Source organism: Enterobacter cloacae complex sp. SHL022 (genome assembly GCF_049237785.1).
Classification (GTDB): domain Bacteria; phylum Pseudomonadota; class Gammaproteobacteria; order Enterobacterales; family Enterobacteriaceae; genus Enterobacter; species Enterobacter hormaechei_C.
Map to the genome: position 1 here is coordinate 153367 of NZ_JBMKJH010000009.1, position 20724 is coordinate 174090.

Here is a 20724-nt window from a genome sequence, read left to right on the forward strand (position 1 = left end):
AGCAATCAGCCTTTGATTCCGTAATGCTCCAGCATCGCATCCAGCTGAGGCTCGCGGCCACGGAAGCGTTTGAACAGCTCCATAGGCTCTTCTGAACCGCCGCGGGTCAGGATGTTGTCGAGGAACGACTGACCGGTTTCGCGGTTGAAAATCCCCTCTTCTTCGAAGCGCGAGAAGGCATCCGCCGCCAGCACGTCGGCCCACAGGTAGCTGTAGTAGCCTGCGGCGTACCCGCCTGCGAAGATATGGCTGAACGCGTGCGGGAAGCGTCCCCAGGTTGGCCCTGGAATAACGGCAACCTGCTTTTTAATCTCAGCCAGGGTTTCGAGGATTTTCGCCCCCTGCTCCGGGCTGAACTCGGCGTGCAGGCGGAAGTCGAACAGGCCGAACTCCAGCTGGCGCAGGATAAACATCGCCGCCTGGTAGTTTTTCGCTGCCAGCATTTTATCCAGCAGTTCTTTCGGCAGCGGTTCACCCGTTTCGTAATGACCGGAGATAAACGCCAGCGCGTCCGGCTCCCAGCACCAGTTTTCCATAAACTGGCTAGGCAGCTCGACCGCATCCCATGGCACACCGCTGATACCGGCGACGCCAGCGGTTTCGATGCGGGTCAGCATGTGGTGCAGGCCGTGACCGAACTCGTGGAACAGGGTGATCACTTCATCGTGGGTAAACAGCGCAGGTTTGCCGCTCACCGGACGGTTGAAGTTACAGGTCAGGTAGGCGACCGGTTTTTGCAGGGAACCATCCGCTTTACGCATCTGGCCCACGCAATCGTCCATCCACGCCCCGCCGCGCTTGTTCTCACGCGCGTAGAGATCGAGGTAGAAGCTGCCGCGCAGTTCGTTTTTATCGTCATACAGCTCAAAGAAGCGCACGTCCGGATGCCAGACGTCGATGTCGGTACGCTCTTTCGCGGTAATGCCGTAGATGCGTTTCACCACCTCGAACAGGCCGTTAACGGCTTTGTTTTCCGGGAAGTACGGACGCAGTTGTTCGTCGCTGATGCTGTAGAGATGCTGTTTCTGTTTTTCGCTGTAGTACGCGATATCCCACGGCTGAAGCTCGTCTACGCCGAACTCCGCTTTCGCAAAGGCGCGCAGCTGAGCCAGTTCTTTTTCACCCTGAGGACGGGCGCGTTTCGCCAGATCGGTCAGGAAGTCGAGCACCTGCTGTGGGTTCTCGGCCATTTTGGTGGCGAGGGATTTATCCGCGTAGCTGTCGAAGCCCAGCAGCTGTGCCAGCTCGTGGCGCAGGGCGAGGATCTCCGCCATGACCGGGCTGTTGTCCCATTTACCCGCGTTCGGGCCCTGATCGGAGGCGCGGGTGCTGTAGGCGCGGTACATCTCTTCGCGCAGGGCCTGGTTGTCACAGTAGGTCATCACCGGCAGATAGCTTGGGATATCCAGCGTTAACAGGAAGCCTTCCTGCTCTTTCGCTTCGGCCTGGGCTTTTGCCGCCGCCAGCGCGCTTTCCGGCATGCCCGCCAGTTCAGATTCATCGGTAATCAGCTTCGTCCAGCCCATGGTGGCGTCGAGGACGTTATTGCTGTACTGGTTGCCCAGCTCGGACAGGCGCGCAGCGATTTCACCGTAGCGAACCTGTTTTTCTTTTGGCAGGCCAATCCCGGACAGTTCGAAATCACGCAGGGCGTTATCGACCGATTTTTTCTGCGCCGTGTTCAGTTCGGCATAGTGGTCGCCGTCGCGCAGGTCGCGGTAGGCTTTGTAGAGCCCCTCATGCTGGCCGACCCAGGTGCTGTACTCAGAGAGCAGCGGCAAGGTTTGCTCGTAGGCTTCGCGCAGCTCCGGGCTGTTTTTTACCGAATTCAGGTGGCTCACCGGGGAGAAGATGCGCCCCAGCACGTCGTCCACTTCGGCCAGCGGCTGACACAGATTTTCCCAGGTGTACGGCCCGCCCTGCGCGACCACGCTTTCTACCGCCGCGCGGCAGTTGTCCAGCGATTGCGTAACCGCTGGAACCACATGCTCAGGGAGGATTTTAGAAAACGGTGGCAACGAAAAAGGCGTCAGTAATGGATTGGTCATAAACGCTGTCCTGTTGAAATAGGTGAATGAAGCGCGCATCCGGCGCTGTGCATATTGTTCAGTAATGGGGTTAAGTGTAGAGGATTTCAATGCCAGACGTGGCGGAAAAGAGCCCGGTGGCGCTGCGCTTACCGGGCCTGCGGGTAATCTGTGCCGTTCTGCTGTAAACTGTGGCAAATCGTCAATTCAGCGGAATATCATTACCCATGCTCAGTTATCGCCACAGCTTCCACGCAGGCAACCACGCCGACGTCCTCAAACACACCGTTCAGAGCCTGATCATCGAATCGCTTAAAGAAAAGGATAAACCGTTCCTTTATCTGGACACCCACGCGGGCGCGGGCCGTTATCAGCTGAGCGGCGAGCATGCTGAGCGTACCGGTGAATATCTGGAAGGGATTGCGCGAATCTGGCAGCAGGACGATCTGCCTGCCGAGCTGGAGCCGTACATTGGCGTGGTGAATCACTTCAACCGCAACGGCCAGTTGCGTTACTACCCTGGCTCCCCGCTGATTGCCCGCCAGCTGCTGCGCGAGCAGGACAGCATCCAGTTAACCGAGCTGCACCCGAGCGACTTCCCGCTGCTGCGTTCTGAGTTTCAGAAAGATAACCGCGCCCGCGTAGACAAAGCCGATGGCTACCAGCAGCTGAAAGCCAAACTGCCGCCGGTTTCCCGTCGCGGCCTGGTGCTAATTGACCCACCGTACGAAATCAAAACCGACTATCAGGCGGTGGTGACCGGCATTAACGAAGGTTACAAACGCTTTGCGACCGGCACCTATGCTCTGTGGTATCCGGTAGTGCTGCGCGCGCAAATTAAACGCATGATTAAAGACCTCGAAGCGACGGGCATTCGCAAAATCCTGCAAATTGAGCTGGCGGTGCGCCCTGACAGCGACCAGCGCGGCATGACCGCGTCTGGCATGATCGTCATTAACCCGCCGTGGAAGCTCGAAGCACAGATGAACAACGTGCTGCCGTGGCTGCACAAAACGCTGGTGCCAGCCGGTACGGGTCACGCCACCGTGAGCTGGATCGTGCCGGAGTAATCGCAGCCATCGGTGGAAACTATTGATTTCAGGTATACAATCGCGGCAATTCACGATTAAGGACAACGCTATGACTAAGCATTATGACTACATCGCAATCGGCGGCGGCAGCGGCGGCATCGCCTCCATCAACCGTGCAGCCATGTACGGCCAGAAGTGTGCGCTGATTGAAGCCAAAGAACTCGGCGGCACCTGCGTGAACGTGGGTTGTGTACCGAAGAAAGTGATGTGGCATGCCGCGCAAATCCGTGAAGCTATCCATATGTATGGCCCGGACTACGGCTTTGACACCACCATCAACCACTTCGACTGGGATAAACTGATCGCCAGCCGTACCGCCTACATCGACCGTATTCACACCTCGTACGATAACGTGCTGGGCAAGAATAACGTCGACGTGATCCGCGGCTTCGCCCGTTTCGTGGATGCGAAGACGATCGAAGTGAACGGCGAGACGATCACCGCCGATCACATCCTGATCGCCACCGGCGGCCGTCCGAGCCACCCGCACATTCCGGGCGCGGAATACGGTATCGACTCCGACGGGTTCTTCGAGCTGCCTGCTCTGCCAGAACGCGTTGCCATTGTGGGCGCAGGTTACATCGCGGTTGAACTGGCCGGCGTGATTAACGGCCTGGGGGCGGAAGCGCACCTGTTCGTGCGTAAACACGCGCCGCTGCGCAGCTTTGACCCGCTGATCGTCGACACGCTGGTCGAGGTGATGAACGCCGAAGGCCCAACCCTGCACACCAACGCCGTGCCAAAAGCAGTGGTGAAAAATGCGGACGGTAGCCTGACGCTGGAGCTGGAAGATGGCCGCAGCCAGACCGTTGACTGCCTGATCTGGGCGATTGGCCGTGAACCGGCCACCGACAACTTCAACCTGGCCGCAACCGGGGTGAAAACCAATGAAAAAGGCTACATTGTCGTTGATAAATTCCAGAACACCAGCGTACCGGGCATTTATGCCGTCGGTGATAACACCGGTGCCGTAGAGCTGACGCCGGTTGCCGTGGCGGCGGGGCGTCGTCTTTCCGAGCGTCTGTTTAACAACAAGCCGGACGAACATCTGGATTACAGCAACATTCCGACCGTGGTCTTCAGCCACCCGCCAATCGGTACCGTCGGCTTAACCGAGCCGCAGGCGCGTGAGCAGTACGGCGATGATCAGGTGAAAGTGTATAAATCGGCGTTTACCGCGATGTATACCGCGGTCACCTCGCACCGTCAGCCGTGCCGCATGAAGCTGGTCTGCGTGGGCCCGGAAGAGAAGATCGTCGGCATCCACGGTATTGGCTTCGGCATGGACGAGATCCTGCAAGGCTTCGCGGTGGCGCTGAAGATGGGCGCAACGAAGAAAGACTTCGATAACACCGTGGCAATCCACCCGACTGCGGCGGAAGAATTTGTGACCATGCGCTGATCGGTCTGATCCGCAACAAAACCGGCCAACTGGCCGGTTTTTTTGTGCCCTGGGCAGGTAAACCTAACGGGTGTACAAACGGTAACAAAATAACCCGCTACCCGCGGTGGAATTAACTAATCTTAGAAAGCGCTACGCGTTCGCCTGTTACTACGGAAAAAGATTAGAGATATGAAAATGCACGTAAAGATCACCGCAAAACTGATGGCCAAAATGCACCTTGTTCTCGCGCTGGTATGGGCGATACTGACTATTCCTACCCTGCTGTGGTGGAAAAACAGCATTCTGTGGGTGTCGTTAATGAGCATTTACGCCATCGTGATTTCCCATCTGGCTGCGTACAGCGCCGCCCATGCAGAAAAAGCGGCCAGCAAGGCGATGGATAAAAGCGAAGGCGCCAGCCAGAAAGCCAATCAAACCGCCAACAGCCTTCAAGGCAATGCGCGTCAGGCACATTAATCCCTGCGTATATGCAGAATACCGAATGCTCTGAATTTTATTCCTGCTCTGTTTCCAAAGATTCTGATTTAATGATTTCATAATCAAAGGGATATCTGATTTTCAGCGTGTTTAAATCCATTTTGAAAGCGTGATCTACCGCACACTTCGCACCGCATTAACCGAAGCGAATGTCTACGCTTAAAAGATAGCCGGGAAAAACCCGTATTTGTTACGACAAAAACCGGAGGTCCTGAACACCATGTTCAACCAGAAACTACAGACTGCCGAGGATATCGAGTTCGATATTGCAGAAGAGCTGCGCTATGAAACCGATCCCTGTGAGTTAAAACTGGATGAGATGATCGAGGCAGAGCCGGAACCGGAAATGATTGAAGGGCTGCCGGCGTCCGATGCCCTTACGCCCGCTGACCGCTACCTTGAACTGTTTGAACACGTCCAGTCGTCGCGGCTGTTTGCGGACAGCAAAACCTTTCCCGACTGCGCGCCGAAGATGGATCCGCTGGATATTTTGATCCGCTATCGCAAGGTGCGTCGCCACCGTGATTTTGACCTGGCGCGCTTTGTGGAGAATCACTTCTGGCTACCGGAGGACTACAGCAAAGAGTACGTCTCTGATCCCGGCCTGTCCCTGAAAGAACATATCGATAATCTGTGGCCGGTGCTGACGCGCGAGCCGCAGGATCACATCCCGTGGTCGTCGCTGCTGGCGCTGCCGCAGGCCTATATTGTGCCCGGCGGGCGATTCAGCGAGACCTACTACTGGGACTCTTACTTCTCCATGCTGGGGCTGGCAGAAAGCGGTCGTAACGATCTGCTGAAATGTATGGCCGATAACTTCGCCTGGCTGATTGAGCGCTACGGCCATATCCCGAACGGCAACCGCACCTACTATCTCAGCCGCTCCCAGCCGCCCGTTTTTGCCCTGATGGTGGAGCTGTTTGAAGAGGACGGCGTGCGCGGGGCGAAGCGCTATCTTGAGCACCTCAAGATGGAGTACGCCTTCTGGATGGACGGGGCGGAATCGCTGCTGCTCAATCAGGCCTATCGCAGTGCGGTTCGTATGCCGGATGGCTCATTGCTCAACCGTTACTGGGACGATCGCGATACGCCGCGGGATGAATCGTGGATTGAGGACGTTGAAACTGCCCGTCATTCTGGTCGTCCGCCGAACGAGGTGTACCGTGACCTGCGTGCCGGGGCAGCCTCAGGATGGGATTACTCATCCCGCTGGCTGCGCGATCCTGCGCGGCTGGCCAGCATCCGCACAACACAATTTATCCCCATCGATTTGAACGCATTCCTGTTCAAACTGGAGAGCGCTATCGCCAATATCTCCGCGTCGAAAGGGGATAAAGAGACGGCTGATCTGTTCCGCCAGAAAGCCAGCGACCGGCGCGCGGCGGTAAACCGCTATCTGTGGGACGAAGAGAACGGCTGTTATCGTGATTACGACTGGCGGCGTGAAGCCCTGGCGCTGTTCTCTGCGGCCAGCATTGTGCCGCTGTATGTGGGCATGGCGACGCATGAGCAGGCTGAACGGCTGTCCGATGCCGTTAAAGCCCGTCTGCTCACGCCGGGCGGTATTCTCGCCACCGAATATGAAACCGGGGAGCAGTGGGATAAGCCGAACGGCTGGGCGCCGCTCCAGTGGATGGCGATCCAGGGGTTCAAGCAGTACGGCAACGACTCGCTGGGAGATGAGATCGCCTGGAGCTGGCTGCACACGGTGAACCATTACTACAAAACCCATCATAAGCTGATTGAGAAGTACCACATCGCCAGCAGCACGCCACGCGAAGGTGGCGGGGGGGAGTATCCGTTGCAGGATGGCTTCGGCTGGACGAATGGCGTGGTGCGGCGGTTGATTGGGTTATATGGTGAACCTTGAGCCTTGCCCCTCACCCCTGAGGGGAGAGGGAAAAGTTAACGAATCACCTCATAAATGGCAGTCTGGATGGACTGCCATTTTTTTGTGCTGGCATCGGGCTGCGTCTTCGCACGGCGCGTTGCCATATCGGCGTCGTGCTGCTGGCGTTTCACCACCGCAGGGACGGTACAGAATGCTTTCAGGTACTGCTTACGCATAGGCGTCAGCGATTCCCCGTTCGCCATCGCATGGCTAAGCGTATTAATAAAGCGTCGGCAGGGCTTTTGCTCTGTCATTTGCAGGCGGTAGCGCAACATTACTTCCAGCACATCGTCGTAGCCTGCCGACAACGCCTCCTCCGTCCATGACATTTTCCAGTCCATCCCGCCCTGCAAAAACAGGAGCGCCACCCGGGTATCGTTGCGGCTAATCGCTGAACGGAAGTTGTTTTCATCCCAGGTGACACCCATCCGCGTCAGCGTTTCTCGCGAGGAAGGCGTTTCGCGCATCTCCTGCACCGGTGCGGGAGATGCCGTACTGGCCACAGCCGGCTGCGGTTTACTGCTGGTCACCAGCCAGAATCCCCCCACGACAATCGCGATAACCATCACGCCAACCGCTCCCCACAGCACGCCGGAAATCAGCTGTTCGCGCTGCTCTGGCGTACGCGTGGCACGCTGAGTCGGTTTTTCTATACTGTCGCGCACTTCAAAAAGATCGCCGCCTGTGGTGCGGTCCATTTTTTGCGCCTTTTCCCAGAACGCGTGCAGCTCGCTTTCGTCCACCGCCATCAGCGCCGCCGGGTTAACGCGTGTCCGCCCTTCCTCAAACGCGCGCTGAACGGAGCGGGTGATCTGCGTGTAATAGCAGTCGAGCAGCTGGATTTGCGCTCCGCTTAACGGCTGCTGCACGGTGATGCTGTTGCGGATTTGTCGAATATCTTCGAGGAAGGTTTGCAGGGTTTTGCGGGGCTCTACCAGCAGCGTCAGCATGTCCGGGCCGTTAAACAGCGGCGCGTAGTAGCGGCTAAATTCTTTTTTATCCACCAGCAGTTGGGCCAGTTCGCTGAACAACATGCCGCTCAGAACATCATTAATCTCACCGTTTTTCAGCCAGCGACGCACGCGTTCAGCGTTAAACAAGGTCTTAAGATGATTATTCAGCCGCACCGGATCGGGCCACGCCTGCTGTATCAGCCCTTTAATCATCAGCTCAATGGCACGCACCTGTTTCTGCGCCTGAAGCTGGCTCTCCTTCTCTGGCACCCTCCCGGTTTCGTAGGTCAGGAGGGGCTGTTGCAGACGCAGATATTCAAGGGAGGTGACGAAGCGCATCGCCGCAATCAGCTGATTTTCGCTGACATCCTGCCCGCTTTCATACTGGGGAACACGCTGCTGAAGCAAGCGTAATTGCAGCGTAAAGGCCGTCATTTCCGCATCATTCAGGTTCAGCTTCCTGGCTACAGCGCCCCACCCGCCCAGCCCCAGGCGGGCGCTATCCAGTTGCTCCAGAAACCAGCGTGGATCTTTTCCTTCAGAAACATGTACATTCAACAGAAGTAAAATTTCAACAGACGCCTGACGGATCGCCGCCAGACAGTGTTCAAACTGTTCGCGGGTATGATGCGATGAGCTAATCATCATTGTTTTCCTTGAGAGACAATGAGTACCGCTAAAGCGGCATTAAAAGTCGTTTTTCTTTTTATTTATATGAGGTTAAACATACCTGACTTTCTGTTGAAATAAAGTGACAACCTTATAATCATTTGCAATGTCTCCGGAGGATCGTCATGCCCGCCTTAACCACCGCGCGTCTCACCTGCTCGCCGCTGCAAGAGCAAGACTGGCCCTTTTTTCTGTCGCTACAGCAAAATCCTGAGGTAATGCGTTTTGTCGCCCCTGCGCGTAGCGAGGCGGACATTCGGGAAGCCTTTGAGTCTCGTCTGTTGCCGTGGACGCCGGGCAGTTCGCACTGGCTCTGCCTTATGATGCGTGAGACGGCCAGCCAGACGCCGCTGGGCGTAACCGGATATGTGCACCGGGAGGCAGATTGTGCTGAAGTCGGTTTTCTCTTTGCGCCTTCTGCGCAGGGGAAAGGTTACGGCTTTGAATCTCTGCGGGCTGTGTGTGATTTTGCGCTGACTCAGGGCAATATCCGTCGGCTCACCGCGACCGTGACGGCGGGAAATATCGCCTCCAGGCGACTGCTGGAAAAAACAGGTTTTCAGCTGGAAGGTGAGTTGCGCGAGAGTTATTTCCTTTCAGGGCAATGGCATAACGACTGGCTATTCGGTTTACTGAAAAAGGAATTCCCGTTCAGTTAAACCTGATCAACAGCCATTTGGCGGATATTTCCCCGGCGGCGTTTCCTCTATAGTCGCGTCATTAAGAGGAAACGCTTATGACGGGTTATGCAATGCAGATATCTTCTGCTGCAATCGCATTAATTAAAAAACAACAGGGTCTTTCCCTGGAGAAATACCGTGACGAAAAGGGAATATGGGTTATAGGTTATGGTCACGTAATTCGCCAGTGGGAAAAATTTAACGGTCTCATCACGCCGACTGAGGCGGAGAATTTGCTTTGTAATGATATTCAATTATGTGAGGCGCTGCTGCGGGAAATGAACAAACGCCCATTAACCCAACAGCAGCATGACGCACTGATATTAACCCTCTTCAATTTTGGGGAAGAGTCCCCTCTGCCAGAGAAGATCCTTCAGGCCGTCGCCCGGGTGTAGTACATCGCGGCTTGCGTCCGGTTTTTGACATCAAGACGCCGGAAAAGCGTCTCAAGATGGGCTTTTACCGTTGCCGCACTGATATTGAGATTACGTCCAATCTCTTTATTGGACTCTCCGGCCGCCAGTAACTTCAATACCTCACGCTGGCGCTCGCTTAACACTGCCAGTTCATCCTGAGAGGTGTGCTGTTTCAGCCACTCGCCGGGAAAACAGACCATTCCTCGCGATACAGAATCCAGCACTGCGGAAAAGCGTTCGGGATTCGCATTGCGGGGAATTATCGCCACCACGTTGCGCTGAAACATTTGCTCAACCCAACGCCGCTCTTTTTTCGTTAACACCAACACCACGCGCGACGTTGGAAAGCGATCCATAATCTCTTCCAGTAAAGCCACACCATTATCACGAATTAAATACCCATCTATCATGACGATAGCGGAGGGTGACGCGGATAATTGCGCCCATAATTCATCAGTCTGACGAGTTCCTGTCATATCTATTTTCGGAATTAACTTCTGCAAACTGTACATCGCTCCATGAATAAATAATGACTGCCTGTCAAACATGATTACTCGCATCGTTTTACTCCTCTGAGAATAGCGAAGGGGGATTCTACAGAGGCATTTTTTAAGAAAAAACTCAATGAATGGAGAGGTTACAAATCACCCAGCTCTCTTTATATCTTCCAGCATTTAGACATACCTGTTTTAAGGATTTCCTTAAGAGGGTTCCTTCCCCCTTAAGACTGAACATTACAGAAACATACCGCCTGAAACTTCAATACGTTGCGCATTCATCCAGCCCAGTTTGTCACTGAGCAACGCCGCAATGGCGTCACCAATATCATCGGGCAGGCCCACGCGTCCCAGCGCTGTCTGCGAGGCCAGCAGCAGGTTAAGCTCCGCATTATCCCGCACTCGCCCGCCCCCAAAGTCGGTTTCAATCGCGCCGGGCGCGATGATATTGACGGAAATTCCGCGCGCGCCAAGCTCTTTTGCCTGATAGCGGGTCAGCACCTCCATCGCCCCTTTTATTGCCGCGTAGGTTCCTGAACCGGGCTGAGTAAAACGGGCCAGTCCGCTGGAGACGTTCAGGATCCGCCCTCCGTCTTTTATGAGCGGCAGCAGCTGTTGCGTGAGGAAAAACGGTCCTTTGAAGTGAATGTTCAGCGCATCATCAAACTGCGCCTCAGTCGTCTCGGTATAGGGTGCATATAACCCTGTACCTGCGTTGTTCACTAAATAGTCAAAGGTGTCACGTTGCCAGACGTGTTTAAGGGTATCTTTCACCTTTTGAGCAAAGCGCGAAAAGCTTGCCGTATCGCCGACGTTGAGCTGCAATGCTGCCGCTTTTCCGCCTTTTCCCTCGATTTCGCGCACAACTTCCTGCGCCTCCTGCTGGCTGTTGTTCCAGGTGAGGATAATGCCTGTCCCTTCCGCGGCCAGCTTCAAAACGGCATTTTTACCCAGGCCGCGGCTACCGCCCGTCACTAAAGCAATACGTTCACTCATAATTCACCTCGTTTCGGCTGTGATGAAGATTGAGAAAGAGCTTATTAGATGGTAGAAAATCAATAAATAGTGCCGTGAGCGCTTCACTGTTTCATTCTTAACAACAATGACCAACATCTATGGATAAAATACACGCAATGCAGCTTTTCCTTCGGGTCGCGGAACTGGAGAGTTTTTCCCGCGCGGCGGAGACGTTAAGCCTGCCGAAGGGGAGCGTATCGCGACAGATCCAGGCACTGGAAAACGCGCTGGGCACGCAGCTGCTGCACCGCACTACCCGCCGCGTCAGCCTGACGCAGGACGGCATGGTTTATTACGAGCGCGCCAAAGATCTGCTGATGAATCTGGACGAACTGGACGGCATGTTCCTGCACGACCCTTCAACCATCAGTGGTCGACTACGTGTGGATATGCCCGTTGCCATTGCGCGAAATGTCGTCATTCCGAAACTGCCTGCATTTTTACAACAGTTTCCCGGCATTGAACTGGAGCTGAGTAGCAGCGATCGTCTGGTCGATGTCATCCGCGAAGGATTTGACTGCGTGGTTCGCGTGGGAAACTTAAAGGACTCCGGGCTTATCGCCCGCCCGCTTGGGAAGCTCTCGGTGATTAATTGCGCCAGCCCGGATTATCTGACGCGATTCGGCTACCCTGAGACGCTGGACGATTTGGCTTCGCATGCCCTCATTCACTACTCCGCCACGCTGGGCACCCGTCCGCAGGGTTTTGAGTATTACAACGGCAGCGCGACCCAGTGGGTAAAAACGGGAGGCGTATTGTCGGTTAACAGCACAGAAACCTACCAGGCCGCCTGTATCGCCGGGCTTGGGATTATTCAGGTCCCGCGCGTCGGGGTGCGTGATGCCCTGCGCACGAAAAAACTCGTTGAGATCCTGCCGCAATATCGGGCTGAACCAATGCCCGTCTCCCTCATTTATCCCCACCGCCGTAACCTCTCCCGTCGGGTGCATGTGTTTATGGAGTGGCTTACCGAACTCACAAAAGGTTACGTGGACTAGTCGCAAGCTATAATTCAGTAACATCCAGCTCAACGAAAAGGAAAATGCGCGTGACGCCGGAAAATAACCCGCAACGACCGACTCAACATTTAGATTATGAACCCATCAAAAAGATGGATAACGAGCCTGAAGCGCCGAAAGAGCCTGGAACGGCCAGCAAAGCGCTGGGTACCGTGACCGGCATAGCCGAAAAAATTCAGCAGATACCCGCGATTGCTCACCTGATACGCGCCGCTGAGCGCTTTAACGACCGCATGGGAAATCAGTTTGGCGCGGCGATTACCTATTTCTCGTTCCTGTCGATGATCCCCATTCTGATGGTGTCATTTGCCGCCGCCGGTTTTGTGCTGGCGTCTCACCCGACGCTGTTGCAGGACATCTTCAATAAGATCCTGACCAACGTCAGCGACCAGACGCTCGCCACAACGCTCAAAAGCACCATCAACACCGCCGTGCAGCAGCGTACCACTGTGGGTATCGTCGGGTTGCTGATTGCGCTCTATTCCGGGGTGAACTGGATGGGCAACCTGCGTGAGGCTATTCGCGCCCAGTCGCGTGACGTCTGGGAGCGTAGACCGCAGGATCAGGAGAAGATATGGGTGAAGTATCTGCGCGACTTTATTTCGCTGATTGGGCTGCTGGTGGCGCTGGTCATCACGCTCTCTATCACCTCGGTCGCCGGTTCCGCGCAGCAGATGATTATCTCCGCGCTGTACCTGGATTATATTGAATGGCTGAAACCGGCCTGGCGCGGTATAGGGCTTGCCATCTCCATCTTTGCTAACTACCTGCTGTTCTTCTGGATCTTCTGGCGTTTGCCCCGCCATCGGCCGCGCAAGAAGGCGCTGATCCGTGGGACGTTGATTGCCGCCATTGGCTTTGAAGTGATCAAAATTGTGATGACCTATACGCTGCCGTCGCTGGTGAAGTCGCCCTCCGGCGCGGCCTTTGGTTCGGTGCTGGGGCTGATGGCTTTCTTCTATTTCTTCGCTCGCCTGACGCTGTTCTGCGCCGCGTGGATCGCCACGGCTGAGTATAAAGATGACCCGCGCATGCCGGGTAAAACCCACCGCTGATGTCCTGTCGGGCTGATATTTCAGCCCGATCCGCCATTTCAGCATATAAATCCAGTCCGTAACTTTTATTTAACGCAAAACCAGTTTTAATGACTGATATTTAAAAAGTGTGAAGCATTTCATAGAAGTGTTTTCGCTGGTCTGAAAATTATCCGCTTTTTGTTGCTTTTATGACCACACCACGCCTTTGTTACAGATTGAAATGTCGCTTTTGCTATGCCTAATATGGCCCTTCGTTCGTCCAAAAATAAGAAAATATTATGCAAGCAACAGCCACCACACTTAACGAAGGGGCGGAACACGTTCCGGTCAACTCGCGCAATAAAGTCGTCGTCGCATCGCTGATTGGCACCGCCATTGAGTTCTTCGACTTTTATATTTACGCCACCGCTGCGGTCATTGTCTTTCCGCATATTTTCTTCCCTCAGGGCGACCCGACGGCAGCCACGCTACAGTCTTTAGCCACCTTTGCTATCGCCTTCGTTGCGCGTCCGATTGGTTCAGCGGTCTTTGGGCATTTTGGCGATCGCGTTGGCCGTAAAGTGACGCTGGTTGCCTCGCTGCTGACGATGGGGATCTCCACCGTCGCCATCGGCCTGCTGCCGACCTATGAAACTATCGGCATTCTGGCGCCTGTGCTGCTGGCGCTGGCGCGCTTTGGTCAGGGTCTGGGGCTGGGCGGGGAATGGGGCGGCGCGGCACTGCTGGCGACCGAAAACGCTCCGGCGCGCAAGCGTGCCCTGTATGGCTCTTTCCCGCAGCTGGGCGCACCGATTGGGTTCTTCTTCGCTAACGGCACCTTCCTGCTCCTCTCCTGGCTGTTGACCGATGAACAGTTCATGAGCTGGGGCTGGCGTATTCCGTTCGTCTTCTCTGCCGTGCTGGTGCTGATTGGCCTGTACGTGCGCGTGTCGCTGCACGAGACGCCGATCTTTGCTAAAGTCGCCGCGGCGAAAAAGCAGGTTAAAGTTCCGCTGGGGACGCTGCTGACCAAACACCTCCGCGTGACCGTGCTGGGCACGTTCATCATGCTGGCGACCTACACGCTGTTCTACATCATGACCGTTTACTCCATGACCTTCAGTACTGCCGCCGCGCCGGTCGGCCTGGGCCTGCCACGTAACGAAGTGTTGTGGATGCTGATGATGGCGGTCATCGGATTTGGTGTGATGGTGCCTATCGCGGGCCTGCTGGCGGATAAATTTGGCCGTCGTTCAAGCATGATCGTCATCACCTCCCTGATTATTCTGTTCGCGCTGTTTGTCTTCCCGCCGCTGCTGGGTTCAGGTAGCCCTGCGCTGGTGATGGCGTATCTGCTGATTGGCCTGAGCCTGATGGGGCTGACCTTTGGCCCAATGGGCGCACTGCTGCCGGAGCTGTTCCCGACTGAAGTGCGTTACACCGGCGCGTCGTTCTCCTATAACGTTTCGTCGATTCTGGGCGCCTCGGTAGCCCCGTATATCGCCACCTGGCTTCAGGCGAACTATGGCCTGTTCTATGTGGGTGTCTATCTGGCAGCAATGGCAGCGCTGACGCTGATTGCGTTGCTGCTGACGCATGAGACGAAGCATCAGGCGCTGTAAGTGAATGCCGGGGCGAGGCGCGGGGATGCGCCGAGAGGGCGGGTCGCCAGGGTGGTGGCGACTGAGCCACCCTGGCACGTTCACCGGTCATGTCGTGACAGAGTAGCAAGGAACATAAAGTGAACGGAATGACCACCAGAGCCGTATGTTCCCCCTCACCCCAGCCCTCTCCCTCAAGGGAGAGGGGGCCGTCTGTGCAGGCATTATTTTGTGGGGATCCCTCAACCCACAGGGAGAGGGAGAAACGGGACTACTTCTTCATCTGCGACAAAATCGTCCGACACTGATTCGCTTCGCCTTCTGACGGCGAAATCAACGCCAGCAGCGCCGCCGCAGGGGTGACCAGCGTAGCGAGCGCGGCGGCGACCGCACCACGCGCAATCAACGGCCCAGCCTTCACGCCCGCCTGCGGATCTTTGAAGGTTCCGCGAACGTACAGCGGCGAGCGCAGGGTGATGATACGAATGCCTTTACTTTCCGGATCGATGGTTAAATCGAGCTGCTCGGACGCCATGCTGGCGGTACCGGTGACGTTGATAACCGCGTTTTCCGTGTCGAAGGCGAAGATCTGCGGACGCGCCACGCCGTTGACCAGATCCAGATTTGCCGCCGCGCAGTTAACGCGTACTTCGTCGTCACCGAAGATTTGCCCGATGATAAAGTTCCCGACGTTCAGCCCCAGGATCTCCATCAGGTTACGGCTCACCAGCCCGTCGTTCATCAGCAGTTTCAGGTTGCCGTTTCCGCTGCCCAGCAGCGCCGCTACGGAGTTACCCGTGCCGCGAATATCCGCGTCGCCGTTCATCTCACCGAGGGTTTTCTGCATCAGCTCCACGTCCGGCATCAGCTCTTTCAGCTTCAGCCGACGCGCCTGGATCTCCGCCCTTCCCTGCATCGGCTTTTTATCCCCCTCCAGGTGGATATTCGATGAAATGGTTCCCCCGGCCATGCCAAACTTCAGCGGTTGCAGGCGCAGGTCGGCGTTTTTCAGGATGATATGGGTCGAGAGGTTGCTCAGCGGCAGCGTGCTGCCATGCTCGATTTTACGTCCTTTGAAGCGCACATCCGCATCCATCACGTCCCATTTGTCGGTTTCGAAGCGGTCATAGGGCAGCACTTTACCCGCAGGCTGAACGTCCTTTTTAACCTCTTTAGACTTCGTGCCTTTGCCCGAATCTACGCCAATCAGCGGACCAAGATCGGCCAGACGCAGCTGGCGGGATTCAACGTCCCCCTCCAGTTTCGGGCGCGGTTTACCGGTGGTGTAGGTCAGCGTGCCGTGGATATCGCTGTCGCCGATGCGGCCGTTGAATCCACGGTAGTCAAAGACGGACGATTTTTCGGTGTTGATTTTGGCAACCAGGTGCCCGTCCGTTTCAAACGGCGGAGTATCCGGCAGCAGTACGCCGGTGAGATCGTACAGTTCCCCCAGCGAATCACCGGCAAACTTAAGCTGGAGGTCGACGCCGCCCATGTTCATCGGGTCGTTAACCGTGCCCACGAACGCCACGCGGGTATTGCCGGAGCGAAAATCCGCCTGCACCGGGAACGGCGTGCCCTCGCTCCTGAGCGCCAGCATGCCGCCGATTTTGCCTTTACCGGTGAGCGGCTGGCCGTTGTAGCGCCCTTTCGCCGTCAGGCCAAAGACGTAATCGCCCGCTTTGCTGTCATCGCCTTTGGCTTTGCTGCCCGTTACTTCGCTAAACGGCAGCGGCTTGCCCAGCGGATCGACGAGGATCTCCACGTCAGCCTTACTCACTTTATCGTCAATGGCGATCCGCCCCCGATCGAACAGAATATTGTCGAGGCGGAAAGACCACGAAGAGGGCTGCGCATTCTGATCTTTATCGCCGGTGCTGGCGAGATCGAACGTCCAGTTGTTGTTTTTCTCTGACAGGCGAATCAGCCGCGCGTCGGGCTGCTGGAGTTTGATCCACGGCAGATACACCGTTTTGGTTAACAGGGCTAACGGCGCCAGCGTGGCTTCCACTCGCGGCAGGTGGATCATGGTTACTTCGGGGATGTCGGGCGGGTTACCGAGAATAATATCGTCGGCATGAACGTGCGGCCAGGGCACCCAGCTCCGCCAGCCAGTTTCCTCTTTCTGGCGCTCCCACACGACGCCCAAATCGCCACGTATTGCGAAGGGGCGGTTCAGCTCGGTTGAGACTTTCTGGTTGATGGTCGGTTTGAGGCGGTTCCAGTCAAACGTGGCGATAATGATGATTAAGACCACGATCAGCAACAAGAAAATCCCTGCTGTCCAGGAAATCACCCTGGTTGTTTTTGTCATTGTTGTCCCCTTTCCTGATGAACTTGCCTCTAAAACTATAGTTCAGACAAAGGGAAGCGGGCAGATCAGAGGCTGGTTATCACCTTTTCCAGGGTATCCATGGGGACAGGACGAGAGAGGAAATAACCCTGTGCCGCCGCTGCCGGAGAATTTTGCACGTCGCGCCACTCCTCCAGCGTTTCTACGCCTTCCACAATGACGCCCTGGCAATAGCGGTTCATCAGTTGCAGGAGCATCGTAAACAGGTTCCGTCCCTCCGGCGTCTGGCGCAGCATGATAAACAGATCGCGGGCCACTTTGATGTAGTCATAACGCACTTCGCTCAGGGCGGAGAAGTTGGCCATACCGGTACCGAAATCATCCAGCCACAGCGGGCCAAACTCACACATCGAGGCAAACGAGGAGTCCTGCGGCAGCTGAACATGTTCCACCAGCTCGAAGCGCATCCACGGCAAGGTAGCAATCAGCGCCTGCAACGTCGCATTCTGACGTAACGCCATCAGGGTGGGGCCATCCACGTTCACCGACGCCAGAATACCGTGCTGCTTGAAGAACGCCTGCTTCGTCGCCAGCATTCTCAGCTGCTCTTCCAGCACGTCGATACGCTGACGCACGGCAACCTCCGCAAAATAGCGGTCCGGTGCAATACGCTGTGAAGGATTCGATGGATGAGTGACGACCGTTAACACCTCAATCGCCATTAACCGACCGTCGGTACGGTAGATGGGCTGATAAGTGTACGCTCGCTCACATTGCAGCCAGTAGCGATGCTCCTGCAAGTTCTCAATACTTGCCTCAGGCGTAGTGCTCAGCCGCTGGATAACCTGCTCTGACTTCATTTCGGATGTCCTGTTGTATGGGATAGCCTTTCTGGACTCGTCACTGAGTTATCGGCCCGCCAGGTGAGAACTTTATGTTCAATTCACCGGGAAAATGAAATTAAGATGACAGAAATATGCCGGAATACGCGCTGGCTCAAAAAAAATAATGGAACGTCGTTTTAATATAGTTGACCATAAAAAACACACAGCGCACACTACCCTTAATTACTTTGTTCAGGTTCACGACTATGTCTAAAAAAATTGCCGTGATTGGCGAATGCATGATTGAGCTGTCCCAGAAAGGCGCGGAAGTCAGCCGCGGTTTTGGTGGCGATACATTGAACACCTCCGTTTACATTGCCCGTCAGGTCTCCCCCGACGCGCTGAGCGTGAGCTACGTTACCGCGCTGGGAACGGACAGCTTCAGCCAGCAGATGCTGGAAGCCTGGCAGGGTGAAAACGTTGGGACCTCGCTGATCCAGCGAATGGAAAACCGCCTGCCGGGTTTGTACTACATCGAAACCGACAGCACCGGCGAGCGCACCTTCTATTACTGGCGTAATGAAGCGGCCGCCAAATTCTGGCTGGAAAGCGAGGCCGCCGCTGCCATTTGCGAAGAACTGGCGACCTTCGATTATCTCTACCTGAGCGGGATCAGCCTGGCGATCCTGAGCCAGGAGAGCCGTGAAAAGCTGCTGTCACTGCTGCGCGAATGCCGTGCCAATGGCGGTAAGGTGATTTTCGATAACAACTACCGTCCACGTTTGTGGGCCAGCCGCGAAGAGACGCAGCAGGTCTACCAGCAGATGCTCGAATGCACCGATATCGCCTTCCTGACGCTGGATGATGAAGATGCTCTGTGGGGCGAAAAACCGGTTGATGAGGTCATCGCCCGGACGCAGGCTGCCGGGGTCAGCGAAGTGGTGATCAAGCGTGGGGCGGAGTCTTGCCTGGTGGCGGTTGCAGGTGAAGCCGTGACAGAGGTCCCGGCGGTGAAGCTGGCGAAAGAGAAAGTGATCGATACCACTGCGGCGGGAGATTCTTTCAGCGCGGGGTATCTGGCGGTACGTCTGACGGGAGGTACGCCGGAAGCGGCGGCGCAGCGCGGTCATTTAACGGCCAGCACGGTGATTCAGTATCGCGGAGCGATTATTCCGCGCGAGGCGATGCCTGCTTAAGGACTGGGCGGGCTGATGCCCTCACCCTAACCCTCTCCCACAGGGAGAGGGGACGCAGGGCTTACTGGCCCTGCGGAATATCGCTCGCATCCTGATGTAAATCATCGGCTGCCGTTTGCGCTGGCTGCGGCGCCGTCGCCATGATGGCGTTCCAGGTGGCCTTCAACTCTTTCATGTCATATTCCGGCTCACCTTTCGGCTGTAACAGAATCAACGCCATATCCTGCGACAACTGCTGGCGCAGATCCTGATTCAGCATCTCCACGGTCAGACCGTTCAGGAAGTCCTGACGCAGTTTCTGATACTGCTCCGGCGCGATATCCACCACCTGATTCTGCAAGGAGCGAATGCGCTGGCTGATTAAGATATCGGTATCGGCGCGGGCATAGGTGGCGAACAGTTTCTGCAATTCAAGGGATTTCTGCGCCACCAGCGCGTTAAACTCCTCTTCAGACAGGCCCTCTTTACGCACTTTAGCCAGCTCTTTCGCCACCACGCCGAGATTGGCATTGAGCTTATCGCCCGGCGATTCCACGTTAATGGCGCACTGGGCGCGCTGGAACAGCACACGGCAGTCAAAGCCCAGGCCAATATCTTTCACGTTGTTCTTGCTGAGCGTCTGCTGAACGTGCCAGAACAGCGCTTCACGCGCGAGATCCGCACGCCAGTAACGCAGCAGCGCAGAAGACTCGCGGATCGGCTGCCAGGCCGTATCCCACATCATTGAAAGACGATCCTGACGCACGGTATCCGTCATGATGCTGACCGTCTCAGGACGCAGCGGGGACAAGGTAGGAACAGGGGCAGGCGTTTCACGCTTCCCTTTCAGATCGCCAAAGGCTTTGTTGATCTGCTCTATCACCGCACGGCTGTCCACGTTGCCCACTACAATGAGGGTCATGGCATCCGGGGTGTACCACTGCTGGTAGAAAGATTTCACCTGCTCTGCATCCACCGGCTGTTTCAGCGGTTCTGCCGGGTCGTGGCCAAGCAGAGTGGACCCTTTCAGGCGGTAGCGCCACCAGCCTTCTTTGGTATCCGTCGGCCAGGTCGCCACCATGTCGCTGTTGCTCAACGCATAGTTTACGGTCTCAGGCGTAATCGCCAGTTTGCCGGTGGCATCGGATAGATAGGTAAGCGCTTCTTTAAGCAGATCGTTACGGTTGTTGGGCAGGCTCAGGTTAAACATGGTGTAGTCATAGGAGACCACAGCCGGGGGCAGCGGGCGTTTCGGATCGATGGCCTGTTGCCATAAAGAACGCACCTGAACCGCCTGCAAACTGCCGCTCTGGGTGAGCGCCAGTCGAGGAATAAAGTGGCTTAAGCCGGTCTGCTGGGTGCTTTCAGTGAGGGAGCCGGTATTCACAGAAAGACGGATTTCAATGCGATCGCTCGGACGTTGCGGAGTGGATAATACCTGCCACTGGAAACCGTTCGCCAGTGTTCCCTGTTGCCAGGCCGGGTCTGGCTGGAGCGCATCTGCCTGCACATAACTGGCTGCTGCCATCATCAGCAAACCGCCGGTTAAGAGTCGAATTTTTGTGCCCTGCATGTGAACCCCTGATCAACATTCCTGGTTAAAGAGAGTGTCTCGCGACGTGAGCACTCAAAGATGACGATGAAAACCTTCCGATTAGACAGCGTGTTCAGCT

The 20724-nt window shown here is 55.9% G+C and carries 17 protein-coding genes; 10 read left to right on the top strand and 7 right to left on the bottom strand.

Annotated features, from left to right (window positions below; translation table 11 throughout):
- Positions 1 to 5: 5 nt before the first annotated feature.
- Complete coding sequence (gene prlC / locus ACOTZD_RS18720; protein WP_032608085.1) at positions 6 to 2048, bottom strand: oligopeptidase A; 2043 nt, start codon at positions 2046 to 2048, stop codon at positions 6 to 8.
- Positions 2049 to 2254: 206 nt separating this feature from the next.
- Between prlC and ACOTZD_RS18725 the strand changes: the two genes are divergently transcribed.
- The 4 genes from ACOTZD_RS18725 (at position 2255) to ACOTZD_RS18740 (ending at position 6870) form a co-directional block, all read left to right on the top strand.
- Positions 2255 to 3097, top strand: coding sequence for a 23S rRNA (adenine(2030)-N(6))-methyltransferase RlmJ (locus ACOTZD_RS18725; protein WP_003861217.1), 843 nt, complete (start codon positions 2255 to 2257; stop codon positions 3095 to 3097).
- Positions 3098 to 3167: 70 nt separating this feature from the next.
- On the top strand, positions 3168 to 4520 hold the full coding sequence (gene gorA / locus ACOTZD_RS18730; RefSeq protein ID WP_003861215.1) for a glutathione-disulfide reductase: 1353 nt from the start codon (positions 3168 to 3170) through the stop codon (positions 4518 to 4520).
- Positions 4521 to 4691: 171 nt separating this feature from the next.
- Positions 4692 to 4979: a hypothetical protein gene (locus ACOTZD_RS18735; protein WP_003861213.1), complete on the top strand. Its 288-nt coding sequence runs from the start codon at positions 4692 to 4694 to the stop codon at positions 4977 to 4979.
- Between the two features lie 241 nt (positions 4980 to 5220).
- Positions 5221 to 6870, top strand: coding sequence for an alpha,alpha-trehalase (locus ACOTZD_RS18740; protein WP_003861211.1), 1650 nt, complete (start codon positions 5221 to 5223; stop codon positions 6868 to 6870).
- Between the two features lie 35 nt (positions 6871 to 6905).
- Here the strand turns inward: ACOTZD_RS18740 and ACOTZD_RS18745 are convergent, their stop codons facing one another.
- Positions 6906 to 8492, bottom strand: coding sequence for an STY4199 family HEPN domain-containing protein (locus ACOTZD_RS18745; protein WP_421636357.1), 1587 nt, complete (start codon positions 8490 to 8492; stop codon positions 6906 to 6908).
- Between the two features lie 146 nt (positions 8493 to 8638).
- Here ACOTZD_RS18745 and ACOTZD_RS18750 point away from each other — a divergent pair, with 146 nt between their 5' ends.
- Positions 8639 to 9172, top strand: coding sequence for a GNAT family N-acetyltransferase (locus ACOTZD_RS18750; protein WP_174402459.1), 534 nt, complete (start codon positions 8639 to 8641; stop codon positions 9170 to 9172).
- A gap of 77 nt (positions 9173 to 9249) precedes the next feature.
- On the top strand, positions 9250 to 9588 hold the full coding sequence (locus ACOTZD_RS18755) for a lysozyme (protein ID WP_421636358.1): 339 nt from the start codon (positions 9250 to 9252) through the stop codon (positions 9586 to 9588).
- On the opposite strand, the gene ACOTZD_RS18760 is transcribed toward ACOTZD_RS18755, so the two are convergent.
- Together ACOTZD_RS18760 and ACOTZD_RS18765 are read right to left on the bottom strand one after the other, a co-directional pair.
- Positions 9567 to 10169 (bottom strand): helix-turn-helix transcriptional regulator, encoded by a 603-nt coding sequence (locus ACOTZD_RS18760; RefSeq protein ID WP_003861204.1) that lies wholly within the window; start codon positions 10167 to 10169, stop codon positions 9567 to 9569. The two genes, ACOTZD_RS18755 and ACOTZD_RS18760, sit on opposite strands and share 22 nt — an antisense overlap.
- Before the next feature lie 174 nt (positions 10170 to 10343).
- Entirely contained in the window at positions 10344 to 11102 is a 759-nt protein-coding gene (locus tag ACOTZD_RS18765; protein ID WP_174402458.1) for an SDR family NAD(P)-dependent oxidoreductase, read from the bottom strand.
- 119 nt (positions 11103 to 11221) lie between these two features.
- On the opposite strand from ACOTZD_RS18765, the gene ACOTZD_RS18770 reads away from it, so the two are divergent.
- From ACOTZD_RS18770 to ACOTZD_RS18780, 3 genes are all read left to right on the top strand, one after another.
- On the top strand, positions 11222 to 12121 hold the full coding sequence (locus tag ACOTZD_RS18770) for a LysR family transcriptional regulator (protein WP_174402457.1): 900 nt from the start codon (positions 11222 to 11224) through the stop codon (positions 12119 to 12121).
- Positions 12122 to 12171: 50 nt separating this feature from the next.
- Positions 12172 to 13197: an inner membrane protein YhjD gene (yhjD, locus tag ACOTZD_RS18775; protein ID WP_003861199.1), complete on the top strand. Its 1026-nt coding sequence runs from the start codon at positions 12172 to 12174 to the stop codon at positions 13195 to 13197.
- Between the two features lie 260 nt (positions 13198 to 13457).
- Positions 13458 to 14780, top strand: coding sequence for an MFS transporter (locus tag ACOTZD_RS18780; protein ID WP_301163719.1), 1323 nt, complete (start codon positions 13458 to 13460; stop codon positions 14778 to 14780).
- Positions 14781 to 15030: 250 nt separating this feature from the next.
- Here ACOTZD_RS18780 and ACOTZD_RS18785 read toward each other — a convergent pair whose 3' ends face one another.
- On the bottom strand, positions 15031 to 17073 hold the full coding sequence (locus tag ACOTZD_RS18785) for an AsmA family protein (protein WP_048210706.1): 2043 nt from the start codon (positions 17071 to 17073) through the stop codon (positions 15031 to 15033).
- A gap of 65 nt (positions 17074 to 17138) precedes the next feature.
- Positions 17139 to 17912 carry a cyclic-guanylate-specific phosphodiesterase gene (gene pdeH / locus ACOTZD_RS18790; RefSeq protein WP_023323857.1) on the bottom strand — a complete coding sequence of 258 codons (774 nt, stop codon included), beginning with the start codon at positions 17910 to 17912 and terminating at the stop codon, positions 17139 to 17141.
- A 230-nt stretch (positions 17913 to 18142) separates the two neighbouring features.
- Here pdeH and ACOTZD_RS18795 point away from each other — a divergent pair, with 230 nt between their 5' ends.
- On the top strand, positions 18143 to 19072 hold the full coding sequence (locus tag ACOTZD_RS18795) for a sugar kinase (protein ID WP_003861191.1): 930 nt from the start codon (positions 18143 to 18145) through the stop codon (positions 19070 to 19072).
- 61 nt (positions 19073 to 19133) lie between these two features.
- Here ACOTZD_RS18795 and ACOTZD_RS18800 read toward each other — a convergent pair whose 3' ends face one another.
- Positions 19134 to 20624, bottom strand: a complete 1491-nt coding sequence (locus tag ACOTZD_RS18800; RefSeq protein WP_003861190.1) for a M16 family metallopeptidase — start codon at positions 20622 to 20624, stop codon at positions 19134 to 19136.
- Between the last annotated feature and the right edge of the window lie 100 nt (positions 20625 to 20724).